The 15,199-nt window shown below is 69.6% G+C and carries 14 protein-coding genes; 1 reads left to right on the forward strand and 13 read right to left on the reverse strand.

Annotation, left to right across the window (positions count from 1 at the left end):
- Positions 1 to 12: 12 nt before the first annotated feature.
- Both ACIQ0W_RS02870 and rpe read right to left on the reverse strand, forming a co-directional pair.
- On the reverse strand, positions 13 to 276 hold the full coding sequence (locus ACIQ0W_RS02870) for a phosphoribosyl-ATP diphosphatase (RefSeq protein ID WP_036296246.1): 264 nt from the start codon (positions 274 to 276) through the stop codon (positions 13 to 15).
- A 17-nt stretch (positions 277 to 293) separates the two neighbouring features.
- Positions 294 to 977, reverse strand: a complete 684-nt coding sequence (gene rpe, locus ACIQ0W_RS02875) for a ribulose-phosphate 3-epimerase (RefSeq protein WP_396641355.1) — start codon at positions 975 to 977, stop codon at positions 294 to 296.
- Between the two features lie 178 nt (positions 978 to 1,155).
- Between rpe and glsA the strand changes: the two genes are divergently transcribed.
- Entirely contained in the window at positions 1,156 to 2,328 is a 1,173-nt protein-coding gene (gene glsA, locus ACIQ0W_RS02880) for a glutaminase A (RefSeq protein WP_396641356.1), read from the forward strand.
- 30 nt (positions 2,329 to 2,358) lie between these two features.
- On the opposite strand, the gene ACIQ0W_RS02885 is transcribed toward glsA, so the two are convergent.
- The 11 genes from ACIQ0W_RS02885 to ACIQ0W_RS02935 form a co-directional block, all read right to left on the reverse strand.
- Positions 2,359 to 3,726 carry an RsmB/NOP family class I SAM-dependent RNA methyltransferase gene (locus ACIQ0W_RS02885; protein WP_396641357.1) on the reverse strand — a complete coding sequence of 456 codons (1,368 nt, stop codon included), beginning with the start codon at positions 3,724 to 3,726 and terminating at the stop codon, positions 2,359 to 2,361.
- Entirely contained in the window at positions 3,723 to 4,643 is a 921-nt protein-coding gene (gene fmt, locus ACIQ0W_RS02890) for a methionyl-tRNA formyltransferase (RefSeq protein WP_396641358.1), read from the reverse strand. Before fmt ends, ACIQ0W_RS02885 begins: the two co-directional genes overlap by 4 nt.
- Positions 4,644 to 4,651: 8 nt before the next feature.
- The gene (locus ACIQ0W_RS02895) at positions 4,652 to 6,661 is read right to left on the reverse strand and encodes a primosomal protein N' (RefSeq protein WP_396641359.1); all 2,010 of its coding nucleotides are present in this window, start codon (positions 6,659 to 6,661) and stop codon (positions 4,652 to 4,654) included.
- Positions 6,662 to 6,663: 2 nt separating this feature from the next.
- Positions 6,664 to 7,857 (reverse strand): methionine adenosyltransferase, encoded by a 1,194-nt coding sequence (gene metK, locus ACIQ0W_RS02900; RefSeq protein ID WP_396641360.1) that lies wholly within the window; start codon positions 7,855 to 7,857, stop codon positions 6,664 to 6,666.
- Positions 7,858 to 7,980: 123 nt separating this feature from the next.
- On the reverse strand, positions 7,981 to 8,256 hold the full coding sequence (gene rpoZ / locus ACIQ0W_RS02905) for a DNA-directed RNA polymerase subunit omega (protein ID WP_100810743.1): 276 nt from the start codon (positions 8,254 to 8,256) through the stop codon (positions 7,981 to 7,983).
- Positions 8,257 to 8,364: 108 nt separating this feature from the next.
- Positions 8,365 to 8,949 carry a CoA-binding protein gene (locus ACIQ0W_RS02910; RefSeq protein ID WP_396641361.1) on the reverse strand — a complete coding sequence of 195 codons (585 nt, stop codon included), beginning with the start codon at positions 8,947 to 8,949 and terminating at the stop codon, positions 8,365 to 8,367.
- Positions 8,946 to 10,283 carry an O-acetylhomoserine aminocarboxypropyltransferase/cysteine synthase family protein gene (locus tag ACIQ0W_RS02915; protein WP_396641362.1) on the reverse strand — a complete coding sequence of 446 codons (1,338 nt, stop codon included), beginning with the start codon at positions 10,281 to 10,283 and terminating at the stop codon, positions 8,946 to 8,948. Before ACIQ0W_RS02915 ends, ACIQ0W_RS02910 begins: the two co-directional genes overlap by 4 nt.
- A gap of 67 nt (positions 10,284 to 10,350) precedes the next feature.
- Entirely contained in the window at positions 10,351 to 12,366 is a 2,016-nt protein-coding gene (acs, locus tag ACIQ0W_RS02920) for an acetate--CoA ligase (protein ID WP_396641434.1), read from the reverse strand.
- A 49-nt stretch (positions 12,367 to 12,415) separates the two neighbouring features.
- A complete protein-coding gene (locus ACIQ0W_RS02925) occupies positions 12,416 to 13,264 on the reverse strand; it encodes an ABC transporter permease (RefSeq protein ID WP_396641363.1) in 849 nt (282 codons plus the stop codon).
- Positions 13,264 to 14,304 (reverse strand): aliphatic sulfonate ABC transporter substrate-binding protein, encoded by a 1,041-nt coding sequence (locus ACIQ0W_RS02930; RefSeq protein ID WP_396641364.1) that lies wholly within the window; start codon positions 14,302 to 14,304, stop codon positions 13,264 to 13,266. The genes ACIQ0W_RS02925 and ACIQ0W_RS02930 overlap by 1 nt, the downstream gene beginning before the upstream one ends.
- Positions 14,301 to 15,173, reverse strand: coding sequence for an ABC transporter ATP-binding protein (locus ACIQ0W_RS02935; protein WP_396641365.1), 873 nt, complete (start codon positions 15,171 to 15,173; stop codon positions 14,301 to 14,303). The genes ACIQ0W_RS02930 and ACIQ0W_RS02935 overlap by 4 nt, the downstream gene beginning before the upstream one ends.
- Positions 15,174 to 15,199 lie beyond the last annotated feature (26 nt).

Below are 15,199 nucleotides of genomic sequence, written 5' to 3' on the forward strand. Positions count from 1 at the left end.
GACGGGAGCGAATCAGAGATGTCGGTAGACGTCGCCGGTCGTCAGACCCTTCGCCAGCATGAGCACCTGCAGGTGGTAGAGCAGCTGCGAGATCTCTTCCGCCGTGGCCTCGTCGGACTCGTACTCGGCGGCCATCCACACCTCGGCGGCCTCCTCGACGATCTTCTTGCCGATCGCGTGCACGCCGCGATCGAGTTGCGCCACGGTACCCGAGCCTTCGGGTCGCTCGGCGGCCGTGACCGTCAGCTCCGCGAACAGCTCGTCGAATGTCTTCACCCTGTCAGGGTACCGGCTCAGTGCATGTGGCGAGCCGCACCCGCACGGAGCGACGCGATCGCGGCATCGGGACGCTCCGCTCCGAACACCGCTGACCCGGCGACGAAGGTGTCGGCTCCCGCCTCGGCGGCCTGCGCGATGGTCGACTCCGAGATCCCGCCATCGACTTGCAGCCACACCTGTGACCCGCGACGACGCGCCTCCTCCGAGAGCAGTCGCAGCTTGGGCATCGTGTCGGCGCGGAACGACTGGCCGCCGAAGCCGGGCTCGACGGTCATGACGAGGATCTGGTCGAACTCGTCGAGCACCTCGAACAGGCCCTCGACCGGGGTATCCGGTTTGACCGCGACGCCCGCGCGCGCGCCGATCTGGCGGAGCTTGCGCGCCAACGCGACCGGGTCTGTCGCGGCCTCGAGATGGAAGGTGACGGATGCCGCGCCGAGCTCGGCGTACCCGGGGGCCCAGCGATCGGGGTCATCGATCATCAGGTGCACATCGAGCGGCACCGGGCTCGTCGCCTGGATCCGGCCGACCATCTGGGGCCCGAACGTCAGGTTCGGGACGAAGTGGTTGTCCATGACGTCGACGTGGACGAAGTCGGCGGCGGCGATCCGCTCGAGATCGGCCTGCAGGTTGACGAAATCCGCCGCGAGGATGCTCGGGTTGATTCGCGGGGCGGAGGGAAGCTCGGTCTGGGGCACCACCTCATTATGCCGAGGCCGCCCGTTGCGCGAGGGCGCCGGCCCCCGGGCCGAACGGACGCAACACGCCGCAGGTGGGCGCGACGCACGGCGTGTTGCGTCCGTTCGCGGCCGGGTGCGGCCGACCTCCGGAGCAATGGGGTCCCGGCCGGGAGCGGCCCGCCGATAGGGTCAGGGCGTGGACCCGATTGTGCGCATGCTCGAGGCCGTGCTGGACGACGTGCGTGGGCGCGACTCCGGAGGCGTCGCCGACTACATCCCGTCGCTCGCCGCGGCCGACCCCGAGCGGCTCGCCTTTGCGGTCGTGGGCCCGAGGGGGCGCGTGACCTCGGTCGGCGATGACGACGTCCCCTTCACGATCCAGTCGGTGTCGAAGCCGTTCGTGCTCGCGCTCGCGCTCGAAGAGCTCGGTCGGGACGCCGTCCTCGCGCGGGTGGGCGTCGAACCGAGCGGCGAGCCGTTCAACGCGATCAGCCTCGAGGCCGGAACCGGCCGTCCTGCTAACCCCATGGTCAATGCGGGCGCCATCGTGACCTCCTCTCTTCTCGGGGAGGGTGATGAATTCTCACGCGCTGCGACGATCGTCGCGGGCCTCTCGCGCTTTGCCGGACGAACGCTGGCCGTCGACGAAGAGGTCTACCGCGGCGAGTCCGAGACCGGCCACCGTAATCGTGCCCTGGCGTACCTCACGCGCTCGCACGACATCATCCGTGGCGATGTCCCGACGGTCGTCGAGACATACTTCCGCCAGTGTTCCGTGCTGGTGACGGTGCGGGACCTCGCCGTCATGGGCGCGACCCTGGCGTTCGGCGGCGTGAACCCCGTCACGGGCGAACGTGTCGTACGCGAGGACGTCGCCCGCGATGTCGTCTCGGTCATGGCGAGCTGCGGCATGTACGACTATTCCGGCGAGTGGCTGCTGCGCGTCGGTCTGCCGGCCAAGAGCGGCGTCAGCGGAGCGCTGCTCGCGATCGCGCCGTCGCAGTTCGGGGTCGCCACGTTCAGCCCGCGGCTGGATCGTCACGGCAACAGCGTCCGAGGCATCCAGATCCTGGAACGGATGTCGGGCGAGTTCGGGATGCATGTCTTCGAGCCGCACGAGGCGATCGCAGCACCAGGCATCCGCGTCGACCGGAGCGAAGGTCGCGTCGTCGTGCACCTCGGCGGAGAACTGGCATTCAGCGGCGCGGAACGGATGATCGGCGTGCTGAGCGACCTTGCCGACAGCGCCATGACCGACGACACGATCCTGGTCGACGGCAGCGAACTCGCGCGCGCTCACCCCGCCGCGCTGGAGCTGTTGCGTCGCCAGCTCGAGGTGCACGGGGGGCGGCTGCACTTCCTCGACTGAGCCCCGTCGCCGTTCCGCTGGCGCCGGGAGTCAGGCGTTGCGCTCGAACAACGCGATGAACATGCCGTCGGTGCCGTGCCGGTGCGGCCAGAACTGAACGTGCAGGGCGTCATCGGATGCCTCGGGCAGGTCGATCGGTGCGCGCGAAACGCCCCGGACCACCGCGCGGGCGTCCAGCTGAGTGATCTCCCCCTCCCAGCGCCGCGCACCCTCACGGGTCACCCCGACGGTCTCGGCGAGGTGCGGCGAACACGTCACGTACGCGAGGATGCCGCCCGGACGGAGTGCGCGGACACCCGCGTCGAAAAGTTCGCCCTGCAGCGTCGTGAGTTGCGGGACATCTTCGGGTCCCTTCCGCCAACGAGCCTCGGGGCGACGCCGGAGCGCCCCCAGGCCCGTGCACGGGGCATCGACCAGCACACGGTCGTACCCGCCGGTGTCCCGCTCGACGCGCGTGCGGCCGTCCTCCTCACTGACCTCGATGGTCGCCGGGATGCCCTCGAGCGCCCGCCGAACGAGCCCCGCTCGCGCCGGAGAGACCTCGTTGGCGTCGACGGATGCCTCTCCCCGCGCCTCGGCGGCGAGCACCGCGGTCTTACCGCCGGGTCCGGCGCACAGATCGAGCCAACGCTCCCCCGCCCGGATGTCGCGCGCCCGGGTCAGTGCCAGCGCCGCGAGCTGGGAGCCCTCGTCCTGAACACGGAGGCGCCCGCCCGATCCGATCACGAGAGGTTCGGGGTCGCCACCCCCGGCGCGGAAGCCCAGCGGCGAATACAGCGTGCGTACGGCGTCCTCAGGCACATCGGCCAGACCCGTCAGCGCCGCCATGGTGACCGACGGCGAAGCGTTGTCCGCCGCGAGGAGGTCCTCGAGCTCGTCGCTGCGGCCCTCGGCGGCGAGGGCCCGACGGAAGGCCCGCACGATCCACGTCGGATGCGCGTGTTCGAGCGAGAGGCGTTCGTCCGTGTTCCGGGCCGTGGCCAGCACGCGTTCCCGCCATGTTCCGGGATCGTCGCGGGCGATCGAACGCAGTACCCCGTTCGCGAAACCCGTCGCACTGCTGCCGCCGTAGACCCGCACGAGCTCGACGCCTTCGTGCACGGCCGCGTGGGAAGCGACTCGGGTGGACAGCAACTGGTGCGCCGTCATCCGGAGCGCATCGAGCACGGGCGCATCGATCGCGGCGACCTTGCGCCGCGACGCGAGCTCGATGACGGCGTCGTAGTATCCGCGGCGCCGCAGCGTCCCGTAGGTCAGCTCGGTGGCTAGGCCTGCGTCGGCTGGGCCGAGGCCCGCGCGACCGATTCCGACGGGCAGCAGCAGGTTGGCGTAGGCATCCGACTCCGAAACGGCACTCAGGACTTCGTAGGCGACGCGGCGCGCGGGTTGGATCTTCATTCGCCCGCCCTCAGTTCGGGGGTTCGCAGCCCACGCCACCAGTCGCCGGCTGCCATGGCCGGTCGTCCGGCCGGCTGCACGCGATCGACATGAATCGCGTCCGTGCCGGTTCCGATGAGGATGTCTCGACCCGCGGCCGCGATTTCGCCCGGACGCAACGCGATGTGTGCCGCTCCGGAACGCGCCGCGAGCACCTTCAGACGCTGCCCGTTCACCGTCGTGAAGGCCCCCGGCTCGGGTGTCGTGCCATGGATGCGCCCGAGGACCCGATCGGCGGGCTCGGCCCAGCGAATCCGGCCATCGTCCAGTGTGAGTTTGGGGGCGAACGTGGGCTCGCCCACCTGCGGTGCGGCCGTCATCCGTCCGCTTTCGATGCCGGCGACGACATCGCGCAGGAGTTCGGCCCCGAGACCGGCCAGGTCTACCAAGACCTCTCCGGCCGTCGCATCCCGCGGCACGCGATAGCTGCGCTCGCCGAACACATCGCCCGCGTCGAGTTCGGCCACGAGCTGAAAGACGCTCGCGCCGGTGAGTTCGTCGCCCGCGATGAGGGCGTGCTGCACGGGTGCCGCACCGCGCCAGCGCGGCAGCAGCGAGAAGTGCAGATTGATCCAGCCGTGCGTGGGCGCGCTGAGAAGCGGCTCGCGCACCAGCCCGCCGTACGCGACGATGACGCCCAGCTCTGGTTCGAGCGCGGTGATCGCATCCGTTGCCGCGTCGTCGAGGCGTGCGGCACGGATGACCCTCAGACCGTGCTTTTCGGCGGCCGCGGCCACGGGAGAGGGCGTCAGCACGCGCTTGCGCCCGAGAGGAGCATCGGGTCGGGTGACGACGCCGACGATGTCGTGCCCCTCCGCCGCAAGCACCCCGAGCGAGGGCACCGCGGGTTCGGGCGTCCCGGCAAAGACCAGCCGCATGACGCCTCCTAGAGCTCCGGGTCGGCCAGATCGACCCGCACTCTGAGTGTATTCCGTGGCGCAGTACTGCTCGATCCACTCTTCCTCGGTCCGCGGCGTCCGCGCAGGGCGGCCGCAACGACGGCCGCCCGCAAACTCGTGGTGACGGCCGCGCCGTGCGCGTAGTCGAAGCGCACCAGCACACGGGCCGCGGGGCCGGGCCGCGTCGCCATCGGGTCGGCCGGGATCTCGACGGGCCCGATGACGGCTTCGGGATCGAGGGTCACCGCCGAGCGCAGTTCGGTCACGGCGCGCTCGACGGCGTCGAAGTCGCCCTCGAGCGATGCCACGCGGTACGTCGGGGGCATGCGGAGCGGAGCACGGTCCTCGAGTTCCGCGCGCGCATATGCCGGCTGCGTCCAGGTCGCGAGGGCGCGTCCGACCGCGCCCGCCACGCCGACCAGATGCACAGGGGCGCCGGGGGCTGCCAGAGCCGCCGCATCCGACCACCAACGCAGGCAGGCCTCTCCGATGCGCAACGCATCGGACATGAGCATCCGGTCGCCGTCGAGCAACACGACGGCGCGATACCCGCCCGCGGCGAACGGCTCGGCGCCGCGGGTCGCGATCACCAGCGCCGGGCGGTCGTCGACCTCCAGGACGGGATGCGAGCCGTCCGAGATGATGACGCGCGTGTCGGGGAACGCACGCCCGAGTTCGTCGGCCGTGCGAGTACTCCCGGCCGAGGCGAGCCGGAATTTCGTCTGATCGCAGTGCGGGCACTGCCATCCCGTTGCGACGCGTCCGCACCACCGGCACGTGGGAATCGCGCCGCGGCGCTCGGCCTGCAGGGGCCCTCCGCAGTGCGCACAGCGTGCGGCGCGACGGCAGCCGTCGCAGATGAGGACCGGTGCGTATCCGGGGCGAGAGACTTGCACGAGGACGGGACCGTGCGCCAGTGCCTCGCGAGCAGCCGCGAATGCCGCTGACGGTACGCGCACCCCGGGCCGCTCTCCCTCGCGGGTGGCGCTCAGAACGACGCGCGGGGCGGTGCGGCGCGTTGCCGCGAGATCGCGCACCCAACCGATCGAGACCAGGCGTTCGACGTCCGTCGTGCGGGTATGCCCGGCGAAGATCAGCGCACCGCCCTCGAGACCCTGTCGCACGAGTGCCGCGTCGCGCGCGTGCACATACGGTGCGAGGGGCTCTTCGAGCAGAGGATCGCCGTCGTTCCAGATGGCGACGAGCCCGAGGTTCGCCGCGGGGGCATACACGGCCGAGCGGTTCCCGATGACGACGACGGGGGCGTCCTCCACAAGCCGCAGGTACCCGCGATACCGCTCGGCGGCGCTGCGAGACGAGTCGTCGCGCACGATCGCTTCGGCCGGCACCGCGCCCGCGAGGGCCCGCGCGAGTTGGTCGAGATCCCGGTGATCGGGTGCGACGATGATCGCGCTGCGCCCGGAGGCCAGGGTGCGGGTCGCCGCGGCTGCGAGCAGAAGTGCCCACTCGCCCACCGGTTCACCCGCCGTGGTGCGGGTGGGTCGCGGCGGCGCGTCGAGCGCTATCCGTCCACCCTCGTCGATCGTGGGCCAGAGCCCCGGGTAGAAGCCCAGCGTGCGTTCGGCCGCGGCGACCCGATCCTCGCCGACCTCGGGCACGATGGGGCGCTCACCCGCCACCCACGCCTTCTCGACACGCACCTGACGCTTCGGGATCACCAGGCGCAGGATGTCCGATGCCGAGCCTGCCGCTCGATCCGCCACGCGCCGGGCGAGCGTGTAGAGGCGCTCGGGCAGCAGCCGCACATCCGTGACGACGGTGTCGATCTCGGACAGGGGTCGGTCCGGATCGACGGCCTCGCCACGCTCGACGACGTAGGCATCGACGAGTCGACCGACGGTGCGCAGGGGCACGCGAACGCGCACACCGGGCACGATGGCGTCATCCATCGCCGGCGGGACCGCGTAATCGAGCAGACGGTCGAGCTGCGGCAGCGGAGAATCCAGCAGCACCCGAGCCACCGGACGTCCTGCCACGGTCAGAATCCGGCTGCGGCGCGCAGCTCCTCGACGCGGTCGAGGCGCTCCCACGTGAAGTCCGGCAGCTCACGCCCGAAGTGGCCGTAGGCGGCCGTCTGCGCATAGATCGGACGCAGCAGATCGAGCTGCTCGATGATCGCTGCCGGACGCAGGTCGAAGACCTCCGTGATCGCGCGGGTGATCTCGGCATCCGGGACCCGCCCGGTTCCGAACGACTCCACGTAGATGCCGACCGGGCGTGCCTTGCCGATCGCATACGCGACCTGGACCTCGAGACGGTCCGCGAGACCGGCGGCAACGGCGTTCTTGGCGACCCAGCGCATCGCGTAGGCGCCGGAGCGGTCGACCTTCGACGGATCCTTGCCGCTGAAGGCGCCTCCGCCGTGCCGCGATGCCCCGCCGTAGGTGTCGATGATGATCTTGCGCCCCGTGAGGCCCGCGTCACCCTTCGGCCCGCCGACGAGGAAGGGACCCGCCGGGTTGATGTAGTACTTCACGTCGGGCATATCGAGACCCGTGCTCTCGAGCACCGGGTCGATGACCTCGGCCTGCACCAGGGCACGCAACTCTTCCTGCGAGATGTCGGGATGGTGCTGTGTCGACAGCACGACCGAGTCGACCGTCTTGGGGGTCGGCCCGTCGTAACCGAGCGTGACCTGCGTCTTCCCGTCCGGCCGAAGGAACGGCAGACGACCCTCCCGGCGGACGTCGGCAAGACGCTCCGCCATCCGGTGCGCGGTCCAACTGGCCATCGGCATGAGCTGCGGCGTCTCGGTCGTTGCGTAACCGAACATGATGCCCTGGTCGCCCGCGCCTTGCTCGTCGCGGGGATCGGCCGATCGCTGTTCGCGCTGCTCGAACGCCTTGTTGACTCCGGCAGCGATGTCGGACGACTGCGCCCCGATCGAGACGCTCACCCCGCACGAATCGCCGTCGAAGCCGGTCTCGCTGGAGGTGTATCCGATGCGATTCACGACCTGGCGGACGATCGCGGGGATCTCCACGTAGGCGGATGTCGAAACTTCTCCGGCGACGTGCACGAGACCCGTCGTCACGAGGGTTTCCACCGCGACACGACCCACCGGATCCTCTGTCAGGATCGCGTCCAGAATGCTGTCGCTGATCTGGTCGCAGATCTTGTCGGGGTGGCCCTCGGTCACGGATTCGGACGTGAACAGTCGCAGATCGCTCATCGGTGCTCCAGTCGGGTGCTCACGCACCAGTGTGCCGCTCAGTATGACGCGGCCCGCCGACATCGCTCGGCCGCGTCCGCCGGGGACGAGGTCTCGGCGGGCGGTCGGGGATGCTCCGAGTCTTTACGCCTCGGTGCCGCGCAGGCGCAGCTTGTCCTCGTTGATCTCGTGCATCGCGATGGTGAGCGGCTTGTCTTCGACGGAGGAGTCCACGAGCGGGCCCACGTTGTCGAACAGGTTGCCCTCGTGCAGATCCGAGTAGTAGTCGTTGATCTGACGCGCGCGCTTGGCTGCGTAGATCACGAGCTGGTACTTCGAGATCGCGTCGCCGTTGGCGTCCTTCTTCTGCAGCAGCGCGTCCAAGGACGGGTCGATGATGCCTTCGCTCGTTCCAGCCATGGCGGATCCTCTCGATCGGGGCCCGGATGCAGTCGCTCCGGAAGTCTATGAGCGCGCGCCGGAGCGCACGCATCCGTTCATTCTACGCGAGTGGCGTGCCGGCGAGCTTCAGCGCGACCGGAGTTGCCGTTTCGAGCTGATCACGCCGGTATCGAAACCGGCCAGATGCAGTCCCCCATGGAAGCGGGCGTGCTCGATCTTGATGCAGCGATCCATCACGACCGAGAGGCCCGCTGTCTCGGCGATCGCCGCTGCGTCCTCGTTCCACGAACCGAGCTGCAGCCAGAGCGCCGCTGCACCGACGTCCACCGCTTCCTGCGCGACGCCCGGCAGGTCATCGTGTCGGCGGAAGACGTCGACGATGTCCGGAACGACGGGCAGGTCGGCCAGTGAGGCGTACACGGGACGACCGAGGATGCTCGTCGCCCGCGGATTGACGAAGTACACGTCATAGGGCGAACTGCCGAGCAGATAGGTGGCGACGAAGAAGCTCGCGCGAGCCGGGTTCTCGGATGCCCCCACGATCGCGACCGACTTGGCCGTGCGCAGGATCTCGTACCGGTCCTGCGCCCCGGGCGCCGTCCATCTCCGCTCGGGTGCGCCGGCGACCACGGCGCCGGGCAGCGCACAGGCCGCTCCGGTTTCGGGAGTGGGCGCTACCGGCTGCTGCGGGAGTTCGCACGAATCACTCATCGCTGCACCCCCGTCGCCGTGGTGAGAGCCTGATCGAGGTCCCACAAGATGTCTTCGGGATCCTCGAGACCCACCGAGATGCGGATCAGATCGGCGGGCACGCCCGCGTCGACCAGCTGGGCCGCGCTCAGCTGCTGGTGCGTTGTCGATGCCGGGTGGATGACGAGGGTGCGGGCATCGCCGATGTTGGCCAGGTGCGATGCCAGGCGCAGGGCCTCGATGACGGACTCCCCCGCGGCCCGGGCCGCGACGAGACGTTCCTCATCCGAGGCGAAGTCTACCGAGGGCCGCACTCCGAAGGCGAACACCGAGCCCGGACCGAGCGGCAGATACTTCGCCGCGCGATCGTGGTGCGGGTGCCCGTCGAGCCCGGCCCACGTCACGAACGAGACACGGGGGTCGGAGTCGAGCCACTCGGCCACGATGCGGGCGTTCGCGAGGTGCGCATCGATGCGCTGGGGCAGGGTTTCGACGCCCTGCAGCAGCAGGAAGGCGGAGTGCGGGCTGAGCGCCGGGCCGATGTCGCGGAGCTGCTCGGAGCGGAGCTTGGTGAGGAATCCGTACTCACCGAAGTTGTCCCACCAGCTGATGCCCCCGTAGGAGGCGACGGGCTCGGTCATCTGCGGGAACTTGCCGTTGCCCCAGTCGAACGTGCCCTTCTCGATGACGACGCCACCGAGGGTCGTGCCGTGTCCGCCGAGGAACTTGGTGACCGAGTGGATCACGATGTCGGCACCGTGCTCGAGGGGACGAGCGAGATAGGGGGTCGCGAGGGTCGAGTCGACCACGAGCGGGATGCCCGCCGCGTGGGCGACCTCGGCGAGGCCCTCGATGTCGGCGATCTCGCCCGAGGGGTTTCCGATCGTCTCGACGTAGAGCACCTTGGTCTCGGGACGGATCGCCGCGGCGTAGTCGGCCGGGTCGCTCGAGGGCACGAACGTCGTGTCGACCCCGAACCGGCGGAGCGTCACGTCGAGCTGGGTGACCGTGCCGCCGTACAGCTGCCCCGACGCGACGACGTGGTCACCGTGTCCGACGAGCGCGGCGAACGTGATGAACTCGGCGCTCATTCCGGATGCCGTGGCCACCGCACCGATGCCGCCCTCGAGCGACGCCAGCCGCTCCTCGAGCGCAGCGACCGTCGGGTTGCCGATGCGCGAGTAGATGTTGCCGTACTTCTGCAGGGCGAACAGGTTGGCCGCATCCGTCGCGTCATCGAAGACGAACGACGACGTCTGGTAGATCGGCACCGCGCGGGCACCCGTGGAAGCGTCGGGGGTCGCGCCGGCGTGCAGGGCACGCGTGCGGAATCCGAACCGGTGATCTTCGGTCATGTTCTCTCTCTGTATACGGAGGCTCAGGGCGGTGCTGTGTTCTCGGCGTCGTCTCTGCTTGACTGCGTCAGGCCGAGGCGAGCGCGGCCGCGATGTCGTCGACGGCCCAGGGATTCTGCAACGAGGTGGTGTCGCCGAGGGCGCCGGGTTCACGACCCGCGCGGCGATCTTGTTCAGCCTCCCACAGCTGTGCGAGCAGGCGGCGCAGGATCTTGCCGGACCGCGTCTTGGGCAACTCCGGAACCACCAGGAGGTGCTTCGGCTTGGCGATGGGGCCGATCTCTCGTGCGACGTGGGCCCGCAGGTCCGCCACCGACAGGCCGTCGGTACCCGACGCGACGACGAACGCCGCAACGGCATGCCCGGTGACGGAGTCGGTGACCGCAGTCACCCCCGCCTCCCCGACGGTCGGGTGCGACACCAGCGCCGATTCGATCTCGATCGTCGACATCCGGTGGCCCGACACGTTCAGCACGTCGTCCAGGCGCCCAAGGATCCAGACGTAGCCGTCGGCGTCGACCGTCGCGCCATCCCCGGCGACGTAGAAGCCGCCGTGGTCGCCCTTGCCCGCATACTGCGCCCAGTACGAGTCGCGGTAGCGCTCCGGGTTGCCCCATACCGTCCGCGCCATTCCGGGCCACGGGCGCCGGACGACGAGCGTTCCCGAGCGGCCGGGTGCGACATCCGCTCCGTCTTCGTCCACGACGGCGACGTCGATTCCCGGCAGACCGATGGATGCCGAGCCCGGCTTGAGCGTCGTGACCCCGGGCAGCGGCGCGATCATCGCGGCACCCGTCTCGGACTGCCACCACGTGTCGACGATCGGCAGCTCGTCGCGACCGAACGTCTCGTGGAACCAGACCCACGCGGCGGGATTGATGGCCTCACCGACCGTTCCGAGCAGGCGCAGGCTCGACAGATCGTGCCCCGCGGGCAGCGTGTCACCGAACCAGGTCATGAAGGTGCGGATGAGGGTCGGCGACGTGTAGTAGACCGTGACGCCGTACCGCTCGATGATCTCGAGATGACGCTCTCGCGTCGGCGCATCCGGTGTTCCTTCGTAGATCACCTGCGTGAGGCCGTTCGAGAGCGGACCGTAGATCTCGTACGTGTGCGCGGTAACCCAGGCGAGGTCGGCGGTGCACCAGTGCACGTCGTCCGGCTTGGCGTCGAAATGCGCCCAGTGCGCCCAACTCGCGTGGGTCAGGTAACCGCCGCTCGTGTGCACGAGACCCTTCGGCTTTCCCGTCGTGCCCGAGGTGTAGATGATGAAGAGCGGATGCTCCGCGTCGAACGCCTCTGGTGCGTGCTGGTCGGACGCGGTGTCGACGACGTCGTGCCACCACACGTCGCGGCCGTCGGTCCACGGCACGTCCTGGGCCGTTCGGCGCACGACGAGGACGTGCTCGACGTGATCGAGGCCCGCCACAGCCTCGTCGGCGGCGTGCTTGACCTGCACCGCCGAGCCGCGTCGGTACTGACCGTCGCTCGTGACGAGCAGCTTGGCCTTCGTATCCTCGACGCGGAACCGCACGGCCTCGGCCGAGAACCCCCCGAAGACGAGCGAGTGGACGGCACCGATCCGGGCGCAGGCGAGGGCGATGACGACGGTCTCGACGAGCACCGGCAGATAGACGACCACACGGTCACCCGGCTCGATGCCGAGCGCCAGCAGGGCGTTCGCCGCCTGCGATACGCGGCGCTGCAGGTCGGCATAGGTGACGGTCGTGCGGTCACCCGGCTCGCCCTCGAAGTGCAGCGCGACCTTCGCGCCCCGGCCGGCGGCGACGTGGCGGTCGACGCAATTGGCGGCGACATTCAGGCGTCCGCCGACGAACCAGCGCGCTGCGGGAACCGAGAGCTCGCCCGACGCGTTGCGCACGGGCGGCTCCCACTCGTGCGTGCTGTGCCAGGGCGTCGTCCAATCCAGCCGGGAAGCGGCGCGCTCCCAGAACGCGACCGGGTCGGCCGCCGCATCCGCGTACGCCTCGACGGTGACGTTTGCCTGCGCGGCGAACGCTTCCGGTGCGGGGTACTCGCGCGTCTCGACGAGCCGTGTCTCAGCCAGGCGCGTCTCCGGCATGCGCGCCTGTACGATCGCCCCGTCCGTGACGGGAATCGTTGCGCTCACGTCAGATCCACCGGCGCAGCAGGTACTTCTGCACGAGGCTCAGGATGCCGTTGGTCAGCGTTCCGAGCAGCGCCAGCAGTACGATCGCGAGCAGGATCCGGTCGACGCGTCCCGTCGACTGCGAGTCCGTCAGGAGCCAGCCGAGACCCATGGACGCCGCGATCAGTTCGGCCGCGACGAGGAACAGCCAGCTCTGCGCCAGCGCGAGCCTGAGTCCCGACATAATCGAGGGCACGACGGACGGCAACTGCACGGTGCGGAACAACGCGAACCCACGCAGGCTGAACGAACGGGCCATCTCGACCGAGTGCGGGTCCACCTGGCGGAGCGCAACACTGACCGTCGTGAAGACGGGGAAGAACGCGCCGATCGCGATCAAGGTGACCTTGGAGTCTTCGCCGATCCCCATCCACAGCAGCAGGAGCGGAACGAGGGCAAGCGACGGGATCGCCCGGAAGGCCGCGAGTATCGGGCTCAGGAGGACGTCACCGGCCTTCGTCAGCCCGACGACCGCTGCGCCCGCCAACCCGATCACCGATCCGATGGCGAACCCGAGCAGGACGCGCTGAACGGAGATCGCGATGTGGATCCACAGGTCGCCGCTGTCGGCGAGCTGAATCGCGGCCTGAACGACCGTGGCCGGCGGGGGTAGTCGATAGGGCGGGATGAGACCCGAGGCCGTCACCGCCTGCCAGATAGCCAGGATGGCGAGCGGCACGACAACGCCGCCGATGATCCGCACCGACCGCCGGTCCCAGAATGAGCGCGCCGCGGAGTCCGAACGCGCCGCGAGGCCCGGATGCACAGTGGCGTCCGGGCTCGCGGTCGTGCTGGTTGGTGGAACGGTCATCAGCCCTTGGTGGCCTTCTCCGCGAATGTGGCGTTGATGATCGTGTCGAGTGCCGCGTTGATCGCGTCCTCGCCGCCCTGCACGGCATCCGACGCGACCAGAACGGGCGCGATGATCTCGAGCACGGCCAGCTGGTCGTCTCCGGGTACGCCGCTGACGTCGAGGTTGGAGCGTTCCTGGATTACGGTGTTCGCGACCTCGACGTCGATGCCGGCAACCTCGGCGAGGAGCGCCGCGGTCTCTTCGGGGTTCTCGAGCGCCCAGGCACGTGCCTCTTCGTACGCGTCGACCACGACCTGCGCGACGTCGGCGTGCTCGCTGATGAACTCCTCCGTCGCGTTGAGGAAGCCGTACGAGTTGAAGTTGACGTTGCGGTAGATCAGCTGCGCACCGGACTCGACCTCGGCCGCGGCCATGATCGGGTCGAGGCCCGCCCAGGCGTCGACCGAGCCGGCTTCGAGGGCCGAGCGTCCATCGGCGTGCTGCAGGTTCTGCACCTCGATGTCGTCGACCGTCAGGCCCTCGGTCTCGAGCGCCTGCAGCAGGAAGAAGTACGGGTCGGTTCCCGCCGTGGCCGCGACGGACTTGCCGGCGAGGTCCGCGACCGACGTGATGTCGCTGTCGGCGGGCACGACGATCGCCGACCATTCCGGCTGCGAGTAGATGTCGATGACCTGGATGGGCGATCCGTTGGCACGGGCGAGCAGAGCGGCGGAACCGGCGGTGGAGCCGACGTCGATCGAACCGGCGCGCAAGAACTCGTTCGCCTTGTTGGAGCCCGCGGACTGCACCCACTCGACCGTCACGCTGTCGCCCAGCGCCTCTTCGAGCAGACCCTGGTCCTTGATGATCAGGCTGAGCGGGTTGTAGGTGGCGAAGTCGATCGACAGTGTGTCGGTCGACCACTCCTGGGCGCCGCCCGAGGCGACGGTCTCCTCGGATGCAGCGGCGTTCTCGCCCGCGACGCAACCCGTGGCGAGCATCATCATCGCGCCGGCCACGATGATCGCGGGAACGGTGCGGCGGATGGTGGTACTCATCGGGTCTCCTCGGAGGGGTTGTTGTGGTGATGGGTGTCGACGCCGAGCCCCTGGAGGAGTTCGGCGCGCAACTCTGTGAGCGCACGGTCGGCGCGGTCGCGGGGGCGCTCCCCCGGGACGTCGATGGTCCGGGCGATCGATCCGGCGGATGCGTCGGTGCCCGAGGTCGCGTCGAGGGAGCGCAGGAGCAGGACGCGGTCGGCGAGGAACAGCGCCTCTTCGACGTCGTGGGTGACGAGGACGACCGTCGTCGGTTGCGCCGCGTGGATATCGAGGAGCAGATCCTGCATCCGCAGCCGCGTGAGTGCGTCGAGCGCTCCGAAGGGCTCATCCAAGAGCAGGACTTCGGGGTTGCGAGCCAGTGCGCGAGCGAGCGAGGCGCGCTGCGCCATTCCGCCCGAGACCTCGCGCGGCCTCTGATCGGCGGCGTGCGCCAACCCGACGAGTTCCAGCAGTTGCCGTACCCGCTCGCCGCCCTCTCGCCTGCTTGCGCCGCGATTGGCGCGCGGCAGCCCGAGCTGCACGTTCTGCGCGAGGGTCCGCCAGGCCAACAAGCGCGGTTCCTGGAATGCGACGGCGGTCCGCGCATCCGTATCGGTCACCGGCGCCCCACCGACGCGGATCGAACCGCTGGTGGGAGTGTCCAGTCCCCCGAGCATCCGCAGCAGGGTGGATTTGCCGCACCCGGACGGACCGACGACGGCCACGATCTCTCCGTGGCGAACGTCGAGGTCTATGCCCCGGAGCACCTCTCGCGAACCGCGCGCCGTCGGGAACGTACGCGAGACACCTGTGAGCAGCACGCCCTCCGTCCGCGGTGCGGATTCGGGAAGGCGTGCCTCAGCGAGGTCGAGAACGGTTGCGGGCACGTCCTCATCGTGGACGACCTCGCAGC

The organism is Microbacterium sp. (genome assembly GCF_044340635.1).
Taxonomy (GTDB): domain Bacteria; phylum Actinomycetota; class Actinomycetes; order Actinomycetales; family Microbacteriaceae; genus Microbacterium.